Origin of the sequence: Priestia sp. JSM ZJ58, from assembly GCF_044383985.1 — a bacterium.
Taxonomy (GTDB): Bacteria; Bacillota; Bacilli; order Bacillales; family Bacillaceae_H; genus Priestia; species Priestia zanthoxyli.
In genome coordinates this window covers 115,491-133,275 of the sequence record NZ_JBISEM010000002.1, presented here as the reverse complement: position 1 = coordinate 133,275, position 17,785 = coordinate 115,491, and the positions used below count along the sequence as shown (strand labels likewise).

Annotated in this window: 17 protein-coding genes and 1 tRNA gene; 17 read left to right on the top strand and 1 reads right to left on the bottom strand. The window is 39.0% G+C overall.

The window, feature by feature from the left end; translation table 11 throughout:
• The first annotated feature begins 48 nt into the window (after positions 1-48).
• From ACH6EI_RS22080 to ACH6EI_RS22050, 7 genes are all read left to right on the top strand, one after another.
• Positions 49-1,551, top strand: a complete 1,503-nt coding sequence (locus ACH6EI_RS22080; protein WP_099000234.1) for a tetratricopeptide repeat protein — start codon at positions 49-51, stop codon at positions 1,549-1,551.
• A 111-nt stretch (positions 1,552-1,662) separates the two neighbouring features.
• Positions 1,663-2,616 carry a thioredoxin-disulfide reductase gene (trxB, locus tag ACH6EI_RS22075; RefSeq protein ID WP_013059713.1) on the top strand — a complete coding sequence of 318 codons (954 nt, stop codon included), beginning with the start codon at positions 1,663-1,665 and terminating at the stop codon, positions 2,614-2,616.
• Positions 2,617-2,919: 303 nt separating this feature from the next.
• The gene (locus ACH6EI_RS22070; RefSeq protein ID WP_013059712.1) at positions 2,920-3,378 is read left to right on the top strand and encodes an 8-oxo-dGTP diphosphatase; all 459 of its coding nucleotides are present in this window, start codon (positions 2,920-2,922) and stop codon (positions 3,376-3,378) included.
• Between the two features lie 41 nt (positions 3,379-3,419).
• Positions 3,420-4,313: an RNase adapter RapZ gene (gene rapZ, locus ACH6EI_RS22065; protein WP_013059711.1), complete on the top strand. Its 894-nt coding sequence runs from the start codon at positions 3,420-3,422 to the stop codon at positions 4,311-4,313.
• The gene (locus tag ACH6EI_RS22060) at positions 4,310-5,296 is read left to right on the top strand and encodes a gluconeogenesis factor YvcK family protein (RefSeq protein ID WP_028412048.1); all 987 of its coding nucleotides are present in this window, start codon (positions 4,310-4,312) and stop codon (positions 5,294-5,296) included. The genes rapZ and ACH6EI_RS22060 overlap by 4 nt, the downstream gene beginning before the upstream one ends.
• Positions 5,297-5,329: 33 nt before the next feature.
• Positions 5,330-6,274, top strand: a complete 945-nt coding sequence (gene whiA / locus ACH6EI_RS22055; protein WP_108674346.1) for a DNA-binding protein WhiA — start codon at positions 5,330-5,332, stop codon at positions 6,272-6,274.
• 28 nt (positions 6,275-6,302) lie between these two features.
• Entirely contained in the window at positions 6,303-6,557 is a 255-nt protein-coding gene (locus tag ACH6EI_RS22050; RefSeq protein ID WP_013059708.1) for an HPr family phosphocarrier protein, read from the top strand.
• A gap of 34 nt (positions 6,558-6,591) precedes the next feature.
• On the opposite strand, the gene clpP is transcribed toward ACH6EI_RS22050, so the two are convergent.
• Positions 6,592-7,179, bottom strand: a complete 588-nt coding sequence (gene clpP, locus ACH6EI_RS22045; RefSeq protein WP_013059707.1) for an ATP-dependent Clp endopeptidase proteolytic subunit ClpP — start codon at positions 7,177-7,179, stop codon at positions 6,592-6,594.
• 220 nt (positions 7,180-7,399) lie between these two features.
• Between clpP and ACH6EI_RS22040 the strand changes: the two genes are divergently transcribed.
• The 10 genes from ACH6EI_RS22040 to eno all read left to right on the top strand — a co-directional run bounded on the left by ACH6EI_RS22040 (position 7,400) and on the right by eno (position 17,698).
• Positions 7,400-7,471, top strand: a tRNA-Arg gene (locus tag ACH6EI_RS22040).
• A gap of 201 nt (positions 7,472-7,672) precedes the next feature.
• Positions 7,673-8,347: a hypothetical protein gene (locus tag ACH6EI_RS22035; protein ID WP_028412049.1), complete on the top strand. Its 675-nt coding sequence runs from the start codon at positions 7,673-7,675 to the stop codon at positions 8,345-8,347.
• Positions 8,348-8,633: 286 nt separating this feature from the next.
• Positions 8,634-9,944, top strand: coding sequence for an RNA polymerase factor sigma-54 (rpoN, locus tag ACH6EI_RS22030; protein WP_028412050.1), 1,311 nt, complete (start codon positions 8,634-8,636; stop codon positions 9,942-9,944).
• Positions 9,945-9,956: 12 nt separating this feature from the next.
• On the top strand, positions 9,957-10,205 hold the full coding sequence (locus tag ACH6EI_RS22025) for a glutaredoxin family protein (protein ID WP_033580423.1): 249 nt from the start codon (positions 9,957-9,959) through the stop codon (positions 10,203-10,205).
• A gap of 133 nt (positions 10,206-10,338) precedes the next feature.
• Positions 10,339-11,367, top strand: coding sequence for a sugar-binding transcriptional regulator (locus ACH6EI_RS22020; protein ID WP_014457838.1), 1,029 nt, complete (start codon positions 10,339-10,341; stop codon positions 11,365-11,367).
• Positions 11,368-11,413: 46 nt separating this feature from the next.
• Positions 11,414-12,421: a type I glyceraldehyde-3-phosphate dehydrogenase gene (gap, locus tag ACH6EI_RS22015; RefSeq protein WP_014457839.1), complete on the top strand. Its 1,008-nt coding sequence runs from the start codon at positions 11,414-11,416 to the stop codon at positions 12,419-12,421.
• Positions 12,422-12,730: 309 nt separating this feature from the next.
• Entirely contained in the window at positions 12,731-13,915 is a 1,185-nt protein-coding gene (locus ACH6EI_RS22010) for a phosphoglycerate kinase (protein WP_028412053.1), read from the top strand.
• A 175-nt stretch (positions 13,916-14,090) separates the two neighbouring features.
• On the top strand, positions 14,091-14,846 hold the full coding sequence (gene tpiA, locus ACH6EI_RS22005) for a triose-phosphate isomerase (RefSeq protein ID WP_013085385.1): 756 nt from the start codon (positions 14,091-14,093) through the stop codon (positions 14,844-14,846).
• Positions 14,846-16,378: a 2,3-bisphosphoglycerate-independent phosphoglycerate mutase gene (gene gpmI, locus ACH6EI_RS22000; protein WP_108674344.1), complete on the top strand. Its 1,533-nt coding sequence runs from the start codon at positions 14,846-14,848 to the stop codon at positions 16,376-16,378. Before tpiA ends, gpmI begins: the two co-directional genes overlap by 1 nt.
• Positions 16,379-16,402: 24 nt before the next feature.
• Positions 16,403-17,698 (top strand): phosphopyruvate hydratase, encoded by a 1,296-nt coding sequence (gene eno, locus ACH6EI_RS21995; RefSeq protein ID WP_028412055.1) that lies wholly within the window; start codon positions 16,403-16,405, stop codon positions 17,696-17,698.
• Positions 17,699-17,785: the final 87 nt, after the last annotated feature.

Below are 17,785 nucleotides of genomic sequence, written 5' to 3'. Positions count from 1 at the left end.
TGTGATATACTACGAACGTCGAAATTATCAACTTATTTGGAGGGCTTAATGGAAAAACACTCAAAAGTAATTCAAAAAATGGCACAAGTAATTCCATTTTCGCAAACGGGTGACTTCTATTTCGAAAAAGCGCTGCAGGCGTTTGAAGAAGAGGAGTCAGATAAAGCGCTCAAGTATTTAACGCGTGCAAACAAAGAAAATGCCCGTAATCCACAGCTTCTTACAAACGTTGGAGTAGCTTTAACGGAGCAGGGAGATTATCAAGATGCCAACGAGCTTTTTCTCCATGTGATTCATCATATGGACGATACATTAGGAAGCTGTTACTACTATATAGCCAACAGCTATGCGCATCTTGGACTGTTTGAAGAATCAAAAAAATACGCGATGTATTACATTGAGCATTTTCCAAATGGTGACCTCTTTCGATCGGCTACAGATCTGTTAGATTTACTATCAATTGATGTGGATGAAGAAGATGAAGAGCCTAAAAATCAGCTAGGCGACATGCTGATTATAAAACAAGAACAAGCAAAACGACTGCTTGAAGCAACGAATTTTGAAGAAGCAGTGGATTTGTTAACTGAAATAATTGATGAGTATCCAGAATTCTGGTCTGCATATAATAATTTAGCGTTAGCTTATTTTTATTTAAATAAAATTGATGAGGCAATGGATTTGCTGAATGAAGTATTGGAGAAAAACCCTGGAAATCTTCATGCGTTATGCAATCAGCTGATTTTCTATTATTATTGCCATAAGCATAAAGAAGTTGAGGAGCTTACAGACGGGCTTAGCCGCGTTTATCCGATGTCATTTGAACACCGCTATAAGCTTGGAGCAACATTTGCGTTGATTGGTCAATACAAACTATCATACAGATGGTTAAAAAAGCTTTATACACAAGGTTTTCAAGGAGACAACTCATTTCATTATTGGCTTTCATACGCCTCTTACTATACTGGACATGAAGCCTTCTCTAAAGAAATGTGGAAGCTGGCATTGGAAGACGTTCCTGATAAAGAAGGAGAGGAGCCTTGGCGCATCAGTCAAAAAGCTGCGAAGGTTTTTCAATCGAAAGTGGATGTTACAGCGAAAAAGAAGTGTGCAACAAACAATGTTCACGATCAGCTTTACAGCTTGTATATGGCAAAAAAGCTTCCTGAACAGCAGCGTCTGCTTCTTTTAGAAGAAATCAAATCGTCCATACATATGAGTACACTTTTGGATGAAGTATATACGTATGTATGGCAGGATAAACAACATGTGATTTTTGAGGTGGCAGATGTTATTGAACTGGAGATGGAATCGCAGACTGAAAGTGATACCCAGGATCTTTTAAGCTTTTGGTTTTATGTATATGTACAGGTATATAAACAATCCTATGATTTTCAGCATGTGAACGTAAATGCATGGGCTGCAGCCGTCACATATATATGGGCGAAAGAACAAAACCAGTCTATTACTCAAGCCGATGCGGCAAAACAATATTCCATTTCGGCTGCAACAGTTAGAAAGTACAGTAAAATTGTGAATACGTTATTAAATTGAGCAAAAAAATAGACGATAATAGGAAGAACATATTAGGATAGTGGTAACGAAATAATTATCCATAAATTTGGAATCAACTACGAAGGAATTTCCTAAAAGGAGTGTAAAGAAATGACAGAAGAAAAAATTTATGATGTCATTATTATTGGGGCAGGTCCAGCAGGTATGACTGCTGCTGTATATACATCTCGTGCAGATTTATCAACACTAATGATTGAACGCGGAATTCCAGGCGGTCAAATGGCTAATACGGAAGATGTAGAAAACTATCCAGGTTATGATCATATCCTTGGTCCTGACCTTTCTAACAAAATGTTTGAGCATGCAAAAAAATTCGGTGCGGAATATGCGTACGGTGATATTAAAGAAATCATCGACGGAGAAGAATACAAGACAGTTCGTGCAGGCAGCAAAGAATATAAAACACGTTCAGTAATCGTTGCTACTGGTGCTGAATATAAAAAATTAGGTGCGCCAGGAGAAAAAGAACTAGGCGGCCGCGGCGTATCTTATTGTGCTGTATGTGACGGTGCATTCTTTAAAGGTAAAGAGCTAGTCGTTGTAGGCGGTGGAGACTCTGCGGTTGAGGAAGGCGTATATTTAACACGCTTCGCAACAAAAGTAACAATTATTCACCGACGCGATGAGCTTCGCGCGCAGAAAATCCTACAGCAGCGTGCATTTGACAACGAAAAAGTTGATTTTATTTGGAATACAACAGTCAAAGAAGTAAATGAAAAAGACGGTAAAGTAGGCAGCGTAACGTTAGTAGACACAAAAACAGGTGAAGAGCGCGAGTTTGGTGCGGACGGCGTATTCATTTATGTTGGAATGGTTCCACTAACAAAACCATTCGAAAGCCTAAACATCACGAATAAAGAAGGATATATTGAAACGAACGAGCAAATGGAAACAAAAGTACCAGGTGTGTTCGCAGCTGGAGACGTTCGTGAAAAGGCTCTTCGTCAAATTGTAACAGCTACAGGTGATGGCAGCATTGCTGCTCAAGCGGCTCAGCACTATGTAGAAGAGTTAAAAGAAAAGTTAAAAGCTATTCAGCAATAAGGCTGAAATCAATCGTTTACAAAACGTAATTCGGTTTTAACTGTTCTGTAACACCTGTGAAACATTGATGGGGTACTATATAGATAGTAATTGACCCCCTTTTATAAAATATATGTATGTCGGGCATAGGACGTGTTCCTATGCCTCTTTTTTTTGACTATAACAGATTGAATTTACGTATATAACAGCAAGCGTTTATTTTCAGAAAATTTAGTAATAGTTAGTTCATCTCCGTTGTGAGAGAAGTTTGTTTCGTAGTATAATAAAAGAAAATGTCAGTATACATATGATGAGGTGGAAAACATGCAAAGGGTCACAAATTGTGTATTAATGAAAGACGATAAAGTATTGTTGCTTCAAAAGCCACGAAGAAACTGGTGGGTGGCCCCGGGTGGGAAAATGGAGCAAGGAGAATCTGTAAAAGACTCTGTTGTAAGAGAGTTTCGTGAAGAAACAGGAATTTATTTGAAAAATCCCACTGTAAAAGGTATTTTTACATTTACGATGAAAGAAAACGATCAAATTTCATCTGAGTGGATGATGTTTACTTTTTTTGCTACAGATTTTGATGGGACAAATGTGCTAGAATCAGAAGAAGGCAAACTCGGTTGGCATAATTTGAGTGAAGTAAGTGAATTGCCGATGGCCCCGGGAGATCATCACATTATCGATTATGTAGCAAAAGGGTCGGGTGTTATTTATGGCAACTTTACGTATACAACGGATTTCGAGTTATTATCTTATCGAATTGATCCTTGTTAATGATAAATAGACATGTATGCATAGATTGAGGGGGATGAAAAATGAGTACTGGGTCTGTAAGCGATATTCAATTAGTGATTATTACTGGAATGTCAGGTGCAGGAAAAACAGTAGCAATTCAGAGTTTTGAAGATTTAGGGTTCTTTTGTGTAGATAATTTACCCCCTACATTGCTACCGAAATTTTTGGAACTCATGAAAGAGTCAGGGAATAAAATGAATAAAGTTGCTCTTGTTATGGATTTGCGAGGCAGAGAGTTTTTTGAAAGCCTATTTGAAGCATTAGATAACATGAGTGAAACAACGTGGGTCACGCCACAAATTTTATTTTTAGATGCAAAAGATTCTGTACTGGTGACGCGCTACAAAGAAACGAGACGTTCACATCCGCTAGCTCCTTCGGGTTTACCGTTAGAAGGAATTGGTATGGAACGGGAGCTGCTTGAGGAGTTAAAAGGAAGAGCTCAGCTTATTTATGAGACATCAGAGTTAAAGCCAAGAGAGCTTAGAGAAAAGATTTTAACTCAGTTTTCTTCGCACGCTTCACAAGTTTTTACTGTTAATGTGATGTCATTTGGTTTTAAATACGGGGTGCCTATTGACGCTGATTTAGTCTTTGATGTGCGCTTTTTGCCAAACCCTCACTATATTGACCATATGCGTCCTAAAACAGGGCTTGAAGAAGAGGTTTCTTCTTACGTATTAAAATGGACGGAAACTCAAAAGTTCATTGAAAAAGTAGTAGACCTACTTTCGTTTATGCTTCCGCAGTACAAGCGAGAAGGTAAAAGCCAGCTGGTCATCGCTATAGGGTGTACAGGGGGACAGCATCGCTCCGTCACATTAGCTGAATATTTAGGTCACCATTTCCAGAATGAATACAAAACTCATATTTCTCATCGTGACATTGAGAGGAGAAAGGAAAATCATAGATGAGCAGTGAACAGCTTCCAAAAGTTGTCGTCATTGGGGGAGGAACGGGTTTACCAGTGCTGTTAAGAGGGTTGAAGGAATACCCTCTTGATCTTACAGCCATCGTAACCGTAGCAGACGACGGGGGAAGTTCTGGCCGATTGCGCGATGAACTTGAAATCCCTGCTCCTGGTGATATTCGAAATGTGCTAGCTGCTTTATCTGATGTAGAGCCACTAGTTGAAGAGCTTTTTCAACATCGATTTGATACAGGAAATGAGCTTACAGGCCATTCTCTTGGCAATTTGTTGCTTGCAGCTATGACGTCTATTACTGGCGATTTTGTGCATGCTATACGAGAAATGAGCAAAGTACTAAACGTCAGAGGGAAAGTGCTTCCGGCAGCTAATCAAAGTGTTGTGCTGCATGCGGAGATGCAAGATGGATCCATCGTAACAGGTGAATCTAAAATTCCAGAAGTTAATAAAAAAATTAATAAAGTGTTTTTATCGCCTGCCGATGTGAAACCGCTTGTCGAGACAATAAAAGCTATTCGACGCGCCGATTTAATTGTATTGGGGCCGGGAAGTCTTTATACAAGTATTTTGCCGAATTTACTGGTGCAAGATATTTGTAATGAGCTTTGTTCGACAAAAGCAAAGAAAGTGTACGTGTGCAACGTGATGACGCAGCCGGGTGAGACATTGGGTTTTAAGGCAAGTGATCATATTAAAGCGCTTTACAACCATATGCCGTGTGCGTTTTTAGATGCGATTATTGTCAATAATGCACCTATTCCGGCACCTTTAAAAAAGAAATATCAAGTAGAGCAGGCTCAGCCTGTAGAATATGACCGTGAAGTATTGCTAAAATTAGGTTTAGAAGTGATTGAAGATCAAATTATTCAGTATGACGGCAGCGTAATTAGGCATGATACAAAAAAAGTAGCAAAGCTTGTGTATTCTATGCTGACATCGCTGCAAGGTAAAGCGAATACTGGTGTTTAACACTATTTCCGTATGTAGATTGGAGGTGAAGTTATGTCATTTGCATCAGAAACAAAAAAAGAGTTAACGAATTTAGAAGTCAAGAATTGCTGTGCAAAAGCAGAGCTCTCTGCATTAATTCGAATGAATGGTTCACTTTCTTTTTCGAATAAAAAATTCACAGTTGATGTCCAAACTGAAAATGCAGCGATTGCTCGACGCATTTATGTCCTGCTTAAGAAAAATTATGATGTGTCAGTAGAACTGCTTGTACGTAAGAAAATGCGGCTGAAGAAAAACAATGTGTATATTGTTCGATTAGTAGAGAAAACAAGAATGCTTTTGGAAGACTTAAAAATTGTAGAAGAAGGATTCACGTTTACACATCGTATTTCACCAGAGCTAGTACAAAAGAAATGCTGTAAGCGATCCTACTTAAGAGGCGCATTTTTAGCCGGCGGCTCTATTAATAACCCGGAGACATCATCGTACCATCTTGAAATCTTTTCATTGTATGAAGAGCACAACGAAGCTTTATGCAATTTAATGAACGAATTTCAATTGAATAGTAAAACATTAGAACGAAAAAAAGGCTATATTAACTATTTGAAAGAAGCTGAAAAAATTACGGAGTTTCTAAATATCATTGGAGCCCATAACGCTCTTTTACGGTTTGAGGATGTAAGAATTGTCCGAGATATGCGAAATTCCGTTAATCGCTTAGTTAATTGTGAAACAGCTAACTTAAACAAAACAATCGGAGCGGCCATTCGTCAAGTGGAAAACATTCGTTATATTGATGAAACAGCTGGATTAGATATCTTACCAGAAAAGCTAAGAGAAATTGCTCGTTTGCGTGTGGAATATCAAGACGTTACGTTAAAGGAGCTTGGTGAGATGGTATCTGGAGGTCAAATTAGCAAATCAGGCATTAACCATCGATTGCGTAAAATTGACCAAATAGCAGACAAGCTTCGCGCCGGTCAGCCAGTCACATAAGGGGAATTGCAAGGGGGAGGATTTTATCATGGAAAAACAAGTAGAAGTAAAATTAAAAACGGGATTACAAGCTCGTGTTGCGGCACTATTCGTGCAAGAAGCAACTCGTTTTACATCTGATGTGTACTTGAAGAAAGATGAGAAAGTAGTCAACGCTAAAAGTATCATGGGGTTAATGAGCTTAGCGATTAATAACGGTTCTCTTATTACGCTCATTGTTGAAGGGGTAGATGAAAAAGAAGCAATGGATGCGTTAGTCGCTTACGTAGAGAACGATGCATAAAAAAGCCTTTCCCAAAGTGGGAAAGGCTTTTTTCTTATTTAGGGTCGTTTTCTAATACTTTGTCAATTAGACCGTATTCTAAAGCGCGTTCAGCAGTCATGAAATTATCACGATCTGTATCACGTTGTAGCACTTCTAACGGTTGACCTGTACGCTCAGCTAAAATTGAATTTAGTTTTTCACGTAGGAATAGAATACGTTTTGCCGCAATTTCGATTTCAGTAGCTTGTCCTTGAGCACCACCAAGAGGTTGATGAATCATTACTTCGCTGTTTGGAAGAGCAAAACGTTTGCCCTTTTCACCAGCAGCCAGTAAGAAAGCACCCATTGATGCAGCCATACCGATACAAATTGTAGAAACTTTTGGCTTAATGAATTGCATCGTATCATAGATAGCCATTCCAGCTGTAATAGAGCCACCTGGGCTGTTGATATAAAGTGAGATATCTTTTTCTGGGTCTTCAGCAGCTAAGAATAGAAGCTGAGAAACGATCGAGTTAGCTACATTATCATCAATAGCACTACCTAAAATAATAATGCGGTCTTTTAATAAACGTGAATAAATGTCATAAGCACGTTCACCACGGTTTGTTTGTTCAATAACTGTAGGAATTAAGTTCATATTAAATTCCTCCTTAACAAGAATAATTTGTTATGTACCTATAATACACGTATGGTCAATAAAGGTCAAACAAAAGAACCTCTACTACACATATTCGCTTAAAAGACTATGTATTCCTCTTTGACATTATTAAAATTTTTCCCCCTTCTAAAAAAAATAAACGTAGTATTCTATTGAAAAGAGAAGTTTTCTCTCCTATAATGGAAGTTGTGACAAATATGCCCTCGTAGTGTAGTGGATAGCACAAGAGATTCCGGTTCTCTTAGGGTGGGTTCGAATCCTGTCGAGGGCGTCTTAAAACGTTGCGGATTACGCAACGTTTTTTATTTTGAGTAAAAAGGCTCATCTTCTCAAAAAATAATATTTATTTTCCTTCTATAACCCTTTATACGCGTAAGGAAGCAAGAAATTAATTCCATTGTACCGGTTGCGGAATTTGTCAGAATACTATAAAACAGTATATAAGGAAAAGAAACACGGAGGAGGAATAAATATGAAATACATGAACAAACTTTTCATTGTCAGTGCATCGGTAGCCCTATTACTATCTGCATGCGGGACGAACGAAGATTCTGCTCAGCCGAAGTCTAATGATCAAGCAGAAAATGTTCAGCAGGATACAGCTTCTAAATCTGATCAAACATCAGGCGCTGCAAAAGAAGAGTCGAAAAAAGATGCGGATTCTGCTGAGGTCTCAGCCGAACCTTCAGGAAGTCAATCATCGACTAGCGAAACGGCGGAAGGTGGACAGTCAAGGTCTTCTTCAGAAACAAAACTAACAAAAAGCCCAGAACAAGATTATTCTATTCAAGTAATGGACGGCTATAAACTAACGGGTGAAGAACCTGGAAAAGATGCGTTAGTGTTAACTTCAGATGATTCTCAATTTATGCGTATTGAAATGCTTTCATCAGAAGCATCGCTGGATGACGCTGCTCAATCTGTTAAACAAACGGCAACAGCAGTTAATAAAAATGCAGCAGAGAAAAAGAATCTTGAAGAGAATGGAATCTTCAAAGATTCTGTTTGGTATGAAGCCACATCTGGCGATCATACGGTAAACGCCGTGTTGGTTAAAGGAAAGAAACCAATGAAGCTAACCATTTTTACGAAAAATGACGCAGAAAACTTAGACAAGTTTATGCAAATGGCACAAACTATTCAATAAGCAATTCTTCTATATATTATACAAATGCAGAAAATTCGACATGACGAAGAAAACGTCATGTCGAATTAGTACTCGGATCATGTAGTAGGCGCGAATTATAATGAAAAGTTATAAAGGTGTATAGCTCTATTACTTTTTTGATGGTTAGTAACTAAAAATAGGATGAAATGCTTCGTTAACAAAGGTTGACGGAGATTTTTTGATGAAAAAATTACATATAAAAAATAGTTACATGCTCTTTGAAAGCGTTTTTATAGTAAAATAGATGAAGGGGAGGGGAGAAATAATGGAGATTGGATTATTTCAGCAGCAGTCGTTAAAACTGACGATGTCAAAAGAATTATCACAAGCTATTTCTCTTTTACAATATTCATCGATGGATATTGTAGCGTTTTTACATGAGCAGGCGCTTCAAAATCCGCTTATAGATTTTTCAGAGCTGCCCGTCAATACATCTCACAATCAAAAAAATCATGCAACTTCTGATTCAACAGATTATATGAGCAGTATACCAGCTCCTAAAGAAACGCTGTACGAACATTTAATGAATCAATCCGCATTATTAAAATTAGATGAATGTGAGCAGGCAGCCGTTGAGTTTGTTATTCATAGTCTGGATGATGCTGGCTATTTGCACGATGAGTTAATCATACTTGCTAACCAGCTTGGCCAAGATCAAGAGCAGGTTGAAAAGGCTCTTCAACTTGTGCAGCAGATGGACCCGGCAGGAGTAGGGGCGAGAAGTTTACAGGAGTGCTTAATGCTCCAATTAAAAAGAAGTAATCAATGGACAGAAAAAATAGAGCAAATTTTGACACATCACTTTGAGGAATTTGCTTATAAAAAATGGATGAAAATCTCAAAGTTATGTCAAATCTCACTTGAAGCTCTTCAACAATTACATGAACAGATTAAGAAATTAAATCCTCGTCCTGGATCATTTTATATGAAGTCCAATGAACGATTCATTGTACCGGATTTTATTGTGAAAATTGAAGATGGAAATGTCGTTGCTTATGCAAATGAGGATTTGGAACCTCGTCTTTCAGTGAACGAACAATACAAACTTCAGCTGAAAAATAAGCAGAACCAAGAAATGTTTTCTTATTTGCAAGAGAAATATCGTGAATTTCAATGGATTATGAAAAGTTTACACACACGCAAAGACACATTAAACGCATTAATGAATACTTTACTCGTTGAACAAGAAGCATTTTTTAAAAAGGGCCCTTCGTATTTGAAGCCGTTAACGATGAAGGAAGTAGCGGAACAAACCTCTGTGCATGAATCAACGATTAGCCGTGCTACTCGGCACAAATATATTCAAACACCTTTTGGCACCTTTTCAATGAAATCTTTTTTCTCAACTAGTATTCAACTGGGCAACAACGAAGCGACTTCTACAACTCACGTAAAAGAACTGCTTAAAAAGCTAGTATCAGAAGAAAACAAACAGCGTCCGCTTTCAGATCAGCAGTTGGCTAACGTCTTGCAAAGCAATTATAACGTTACTATTTCAAGAAGAACGGTAGCCAAATATCGAGACCAATTAAACGTTCTACCATCCAGTCAACGAAAACTTTTTGTCACGCAGTAAAGGAGTGGGAATGTGGAAGTCGTACTATATACCAAAAATGGCTGTCATTTATGCGATGATGCAAAGAAGCTGCTTGCAGAGATGCAGTCTGAGTTTCCCTTTCAGCTTATGGAACGAGATATTTACAAAAACGATGAGTGGTTGGAAAAGTATCACCTTGCGATTCCTGTAGTAGAAATGGATGGAGAAGAAGTGGAATATGGAAAAATAACAGGTATTCCATTAAGAAAACGCTTACTTTTAAAAATAGGCAACACATGAGTTGAATAAAGGATTCACTCCTGTTAGAATAGATTTTGTAGCAGGGTGAATTTTTTTTGCGCAAGGTGGGACATAATATGTCTATATGGGACAAAATATGTCCAGCAAGTTTATGCCTTAAGGGGATTTTAACATGCGTTCTTTAATAGAAGTACAACGAAAATTATTACCTGAACTTCTCTCAGTTATGCAAAAGCGCTATCAAATCTTGCAATACATACGTTTAATGCAGCCGATTGGCCGCAGAAACTTAGCTGTAAGCCTTGGGCTAACAGAGCGTGTGTTACGAAGCGAAGTAACATTCTTAAAAGAACAAGATTTGATTGACATTTACCCTAGTGGGATGACGCTTACAAACGAGGGAGAACTACTTCTAGCTGAGTTAGAAGAAGTAATGAAGGAAGTTTCAGGACTTCGATTATTGGAAACAACATTAAAAGAGGCGTTTTCTTTATCAGAAGTTGTTGTTGTATCTGGAGATAGTGATCAGTCTCCTTGGGTCAAAAATGAAATGGGTCGAGCATCTGTTTCGTGTATCAAGGAGCGCCTTGTTGGTGAAAAAAATACCGTTGCTGTTACAGGTGGTACAACGCTTGCCGCCGTTGCCGAAATGATGACACCTGATTCAAAACACCCTGATGTACTTTTTGTACCTGCTCGCGGAGGGTTAGGTGAAAATGTACAAAACCAAGCAAACACGATTTGTGCTAAGATGGCTGAAAAGTCCATGAGTCACTATCGCTTGCTTCATGTTCCAGATCAGCTTAGTGATGAAGCATACCGATCCATTATCGGTGAGCCATCTATTAAAGACATGCTTCATTTAATCAAGTCCGCTGGTATGGTTGTTCACGGAATAGGAGACGCTATGACAATGGCAGAACGCCGTAAAACACCACAAGCTGACTTAGAAAAAGTGAAAAATGGACATGCTGTAGGTGAGGCATTTGGATACTATTTTAATCATCAAGGCGAAGTTGTTCATAAAGTTAAAACAGTTGGCATACAACTCGATGATTTAAAGAACAATAAATGTGTTATTGCTGTTGCAGGAGGTTCATCAAAAGCAAAGGCAATTAAAGCGTTTATGCAACAAGCGCATGATTCGATTCTCATTACAGATGAAGGCGCCGCAAAAGAGTTAGTAAGGGATTTTAATTAATCCCTCATATAAAAAAATACTTTTTACATTCAAGGAGGAAATACCCATGGCAGTAAAAATTGGTATTAACGGATTTGGTCGTATCGGCCGTAATGTATTCCGCGCAGCTTTAAAAAATGATAACGTTGAAGTAGTAGCAATCAACGACTTAACAGATGCTAACATGCTTGCTCACCTTTTAAAATATGATTCTGTACACGGAAAATTAGATGCAGAAGTAGTAGTAGATGGTAGCAACTTAGTAGTAAACGGTAAAACAATCGAAATCTCTGCTGAACGCGACCCAGCTCAATTATCTTGGGGCAAACAAGGCGTAGAAGTTGTTGTTGAATCTACTGGATTCTTCACAAAACGCGCTGACGCTGCAAAACACTTAGAAGCAGGAGCTAAAAAAGTAATTATCTCTGCTCCAGCATCTGATGAAGACATCACAATCGTAATGGGTGTTAACGAAGACAAATACGATGCAGCTAACCACAACGTAATTTCAAATGCTTCTTGTACAACTAACTGCTTAGCGCCATTTGCTAAAGTGTTAAACGACAAGTTCGGTCTTAAACGCGGAATGATGACAACAGTTCACTCTTACACAAACGACCAACAAATCTTAGACTTACCACACAAAGATTACCGTCGTGCTCGTGCAGCTGCTGAAAACATCATCCCAACTTCAACTGGTGCTGCTAAAGCTGTATCTCTAGTATTACCTGAATTAAAAGGTAAATTAAACGGTGGAGCTATGCGTGTTCCAACTCCAAACGTTTCTTTAGTAGACTTAGTTGCTGAACTTGATAAAGAAGTAACTGTTGAAGATGTAAACAACGCTCTTAAAGAAGCTGCTGAAGGCGATCTTAAAGGCATCCTTGGTTACAGCGAAGAGCCACTAGTATCTGGTGACTACAATGGTAACATCAACTCTTCTACAATCGATGCATTATCTACAATGGTAATGGAAGGTAACATGGTTAAAGTTATCTCTTGGTACGATAACGAGAGCGGATATTCTAACCGTGTAGTAGACCTTGCTCAATACATCGCTGCTAAAGGACTATAAGAATAACTTAAAATTCGCTTCTATTTGATTCAATAAGACAGAAATCGACTAGACTTTCCTTTTTTATTGGATATCTGAAAATAGAACGACTATAATAAGACTTGCTAAGGAAGAGAGGGGCATACCCCCTCTTCCTTGATTTATGTATTGGCTTCTACATGAAAAAGCGTCATAAACAGCTAACTCGAGTTTCACTTTATATAGAAAGGCGCCAATATATAAAATGAAATGTACGTTGGTTTGTGGATTGATGATTACATAGAAGCCTACTTGCTTAGTACCATAAATACTTAAGGAGGCCTTTTAACGATGAACAAAAAAACGTTGAAAGACATCGATGTAAAAGGAAAGCGAGTATTTTGTCGCGTAGACTTTAACGTACCAATGAAAGACGGAAAAGTAACAGACGAAACTCGTATTCGTGCAGCTGTTCCTACTATTCAATATTTAGTAGAACAAGGTGCAAAAGTAATTTTAGCTAGCCATCTTGGACGTCCAAAAGGCGAAGTTGTTGAAGAATTACGTCTAAATGCTGTTGCAGAACGTTTACAAGCTCTTCTTGGTAAAGACGTTGCAAAAGCTGACGAAGCTTTTGGTGAAGAAGTAAAGAAAACAATCGACGGCATGAGCGAAGGCGATGTTTTAGTACTTGAAAACGTACGTTTTTACCCAGGCGAAGAGAAAAACGATCCTGAATTAGCAAAAGCGTTTGCTGAATTAGCAGATGTATACGTAAACGATGCATTCGGTGCAGCTCACCGTGCGCATGCTTCAACAGAAGGAATTGCTCAACACATTCCAGCAGTAGCAGGTTTCTTAATGGAAAAAGAGCTTGATGTGCTTTCAAAAGCATTATCGAACCCAGAACGTCCATTTACTGCAATCGTTGGTGGAGCAAAAGTTAAAGACAAAATCGGTGTAATTGACCACTTACTTGATAAAGTAGATAACTTAATCATCGGTGGAGGACTTTCTTACACATTTATTAAGGCACTAGGCCATGAAGTAGGTAAATCACTTCTTGAAGAAGACAAGATTGAACTTGCAAAATCTTTCATGGAAAAAGCTAAGAAAAACGGAGTAAACTTCTACATGCCAGTGGACGTGGTAGTAGCAGATGACTTCTCAAATGATGCTAATATTCAAGTTGTATCAATTGAAAACATTCCAAGCGATTGGGAAGGCTTAGACGCAGGACCGAAAACGCGTGAAATCTATGCTGACGTAATCAAAAACTCTAAGTTAGTTATTTGGAATGGACCAATGGGTGTATTTGAATTAGACGCATTTGCTAATGGAACAAAAGCAGTAGCTGAAGCTTTAGCAGAAGCAACTGACACATATTCAGTAATCGGCGGAGGAGACTCTGCAGCAGCTGTTGAAAAATTCAACCTAGCTGATAAAATGAGCCATATTTCTACAGGTGGCGGTGCGTCACTAGAGTTTATGGAAGGTAAAGAACTTCCAGGCGTAGTTGCACTAAACGATAAGTAAGTTTATGTTTCAGTAAGACGGAGGACCGACCTGACGACTGATAATATAAATAATTATCAAGCAGCGAAGAAGGATGACCAAGAGATAAAAGGGACCGAATCACTTTTAACAGCACCCTCTTGGACATCTAACGCGTGAAGTGAAAACCCACAATAAACAAAGGACGGTGTTACACATGCGTAAACCAATTATTGCAGGAAACTGGAAAATGAATAAAGTACTTTCTGAAGCAACTAGCTTTGTTGAAGAAGTAAAAGGAGCAGTACCATCTCCTGAAAGCGTAGATTCAGTAGTATGTGCACCTGCACTATTTTTAGATCGTTTAGTAGAAGCGACTAAAGGCACAGACTTAAAAATTGGTGCACAAAACATGCACTTCGAAGAAAACGGTGCGTTCACTGGAGAAGTGAGCCCTGTTGCATTAGCAGACCTAGGTGTGAACTACGTAATTTTAGGACACTCTGAACGTCGTGAAATGTTTGCTGAAACGGACGAAACAGTAAACCAAAAAACAATTGCTGCATTCAAACACGGTTTAACACCAATCGTTTGCTGCGGTGAAACAAACGAAGAGTATGAACAAGACCAAACAAAAACAGTTGTAGCTAATCAAGTACAAAAAGCATTAGCTGGTCTAACTGATGAGCAAGTAAAACAAACGGTTATCGCATATGAGCCAATCTGGGCAATCGGTACAGGTAAATCTTCAACTGCTGAAGGTGCAAACGAAGTTTGTGCATACATCCGTAGCGTTGTTGCAGAGCAATTCTCTCAAGATGTTGCAGATGCTGTACGTATTCAATACGGCGGTAGCGTAAAACCTGCTAATATTAAAGAATATATGTCTCAATCAGACATTGACGGAGCTTTAGTAGGTGGAGCAAGCTTAGAAGCAGATTCTTTCTTACAGCTTTTGGAGGCTGGTAAGTAATGAGTAAAAAGCCAGTAGCATTAATCATCTTAGATGGTTTTGCATTACGCGATGAAGATAAAGGTAATGCGGTAACACATGCAAAAAAACCAAACTTCGACCGTTTCTGGAACGAGTATCCTCATGCTACACTTCAGGCGTCTGGAGAAGCTGTAGGCTTACCGGAAGGCCAAATGGGTAACTCTGAAGTAGGTCACTTAAACATCGGTGCAGGCCGAATTGTGTACCAAAGCTTAACTCGTGTAAACGTAGCAATTCGTGAAGGCGAGTTTGAACAAAACGAAACGCTTGTAGCAGCTGTAAAGCACGCAAAAGAAAAGGGTACAAACCTTCATCTTTTCGGACTTTTATCTGATGGCGGTGTACACAGTCATATCGAACATCTTTATGCATTATTGCGTCTAGCTAAGAGTGAAGGCTTAGAAAAAGTCTACATTCATGGCTTCTTAGATGGTCGTGACGTAGCACCTCAATCTGCTGAAACGTATTTAAAAGAACTTAATGAAAAAATTGAAGAGTACGGCGTTGGTGAAATTGCAACACTTTCAGGACGTTACTACTCAATGGACCGCGACAAACGCTGGGAGCGCGTAGAGAAATCATACTGCGCAATGGTGTACGGTGAAGGTCCATCATATACAAGCGCTGAAGAGTGCGTAAAAGATTCATATGAAAATGGAATCTATGACGAATTCGTTTTACCTTCTGTTATTACAAAGGAAGACGGATCGCCAGTTGCGACAATTCAAGACGAAGATGCAGTCATTTTCTACAACTTCCGTCCCGATCGCGCAATTCAAATTTCAAATACGTTCGCAAACGAAGATTTCCGCTCATTTGATCGCGGTGAGAAACATCCGAAAAACTTACATTTTGTATGTCTAACTCACTTCAGCGAAACAGTTGACGGATATGTAGCCTTTAAGCCAATTAACTTAGATAATACGCTTGGTGAAGTATTATCTCAAAATAACTTAAAGCAGCTTCGTATTGCTGAAACGGAAAAATATCCTCACGTAACGTTCTTTATGAGCGGTGGACGTGAAGCAGAGTTTCCTGGTGAAACACGTATCTTAATCGATTCACCAAAAGTAGCAACATATGACTTGAAACCTGAGATGAGTGCTTATGAAGTGACGGACGCGTTGCTTGCAGAAATCGAGGGCGACAAGCAGGACGCTATTTTATTAAACTTTGCAAACCCTGATATGGTAGGTCATTCAGGTATGTTAGAACCAACGGTAAAAGCGATTGAAACAGTAGATGAGTGCTTAGGCAAAATTGTAGATGCAATTTTAGCTAAAGGCGGTACAGCAATTATCACAGCAGACCATGGTAATGCTGATGAAGTGATTACACTTGAAGGTAATCCAATGACGGCTCATACAACGAATCCTGTTCCGGTAATTGTAACAAAACAAGGCTTAGAGCTTCGTGAAGACGGTATTCTAGGGGATCTAGCTCCTACAATGCTTACTCTTCTAGATGTAGCACAGCCAAAAGAAATGACAGGTAAAACATTAATTAAATAATTAATTATAAAGGAGAGTTTTAAAATGCCAACAATTCTTGACATTTATGCACGCGAAGTATTAGATTCTCGCGGTAACCCAACAGTTGAAGTAGAAGTATATACTGAATCAGGCGCTTTCGGACGCGCAATCGTACCAAGTGGTGCTTCTACTGGTGAACACGAAGCAGTAGAATTACGCGATGGTGACAAATCTCGCTACCTAGGTAAAGGTGTATTAAAAGCAGTAGAAAACGTAAACGAAATTATCGCTCCTGAATTAGTAGGTATGGACGCAACTGATCAAATCGGTATCGACCGCCTTATGATTGAGCTAGATGGTACGGAAAACAAAGGTAAATTAGGTGCTAACGCTATCCTTGGTGTATCTATGGCAGTAGCTCACGCAGCAGCTGATTTCGTAGGTCTTCCATTATATCGTTACCTTGGTGGATTCAACGCGAAGCAATTACCAACTCCAATGATGAACATCATCAACGGTGGTTCTCATGCTGATAACAACGTTGACTTCCAAGAGTTCATGATTTTACCTGTAGGAGCTCCTACATTCAAAGAAGCAATCCGTATGGGTGCTGAAGTATTCCACGCGTTAAAATCTGTTTTATCTGCAAAAGGCTTAAACACAGCTGTAGGTGACGAAGGTGGATTCGCTCCAAACCTTGGTTCTAACCGTGAAGCATTAGAAGTAATTGTTGAAGCAATCGAAAAAGCTGGCTACAAAGCTGGTCAAGACATCCAATTAGGTATGGACGTTGCTTCTTCTGAATTCTTCAACAAAGAAACTGGTAAATATGACTTAGCAGGCGAAGGTCGTACAGGCGTAACTTCTGCTGAAATGGTAGATTTCTACGAGCAGTTAGTTAACGAATTCCCAATCGTTTCAATCGAAGACGGTTTAGACGAAAATGACTGGGATGGTCACAAGCTATTAACTGAGCGCATTGGCGGCAAAGTACAGCTTGTTGGTGACGATTTATTCGTAACAAACACGAAAAAACTTTCTCAAGGTATCGAACAAGGCGTAGGTAACTCTATCCTTATCAAAGTTAACCAAATCGGTACATTAACTGAAACGTTCGAAGCTATTGAAATGGCTAAACGTGCTGGTTACACAGCAGTAGTTTCTCACCGTTCTGGTGAAACTGAAGATGCAACAATCGCTGATATCGCTGTTGCAACAAATGCTGGTCAAATCAAAACTGGTTCTATGAGCCGTACAGACCGTATTGCGAAATACAACCAATTACTACGCATCGAAGACGAGCTAGGTGTTCTAGCTGTATACGATGGCGCTAAATCTTTCTACAACTTAAAAAAATAAGTTGAAATCATAAAAAACGGATGACGATTGTCATCCGTTTTTTTATGTTAAAATCCGGTGTATTTCGCTGTCATTACTTGTATGAGA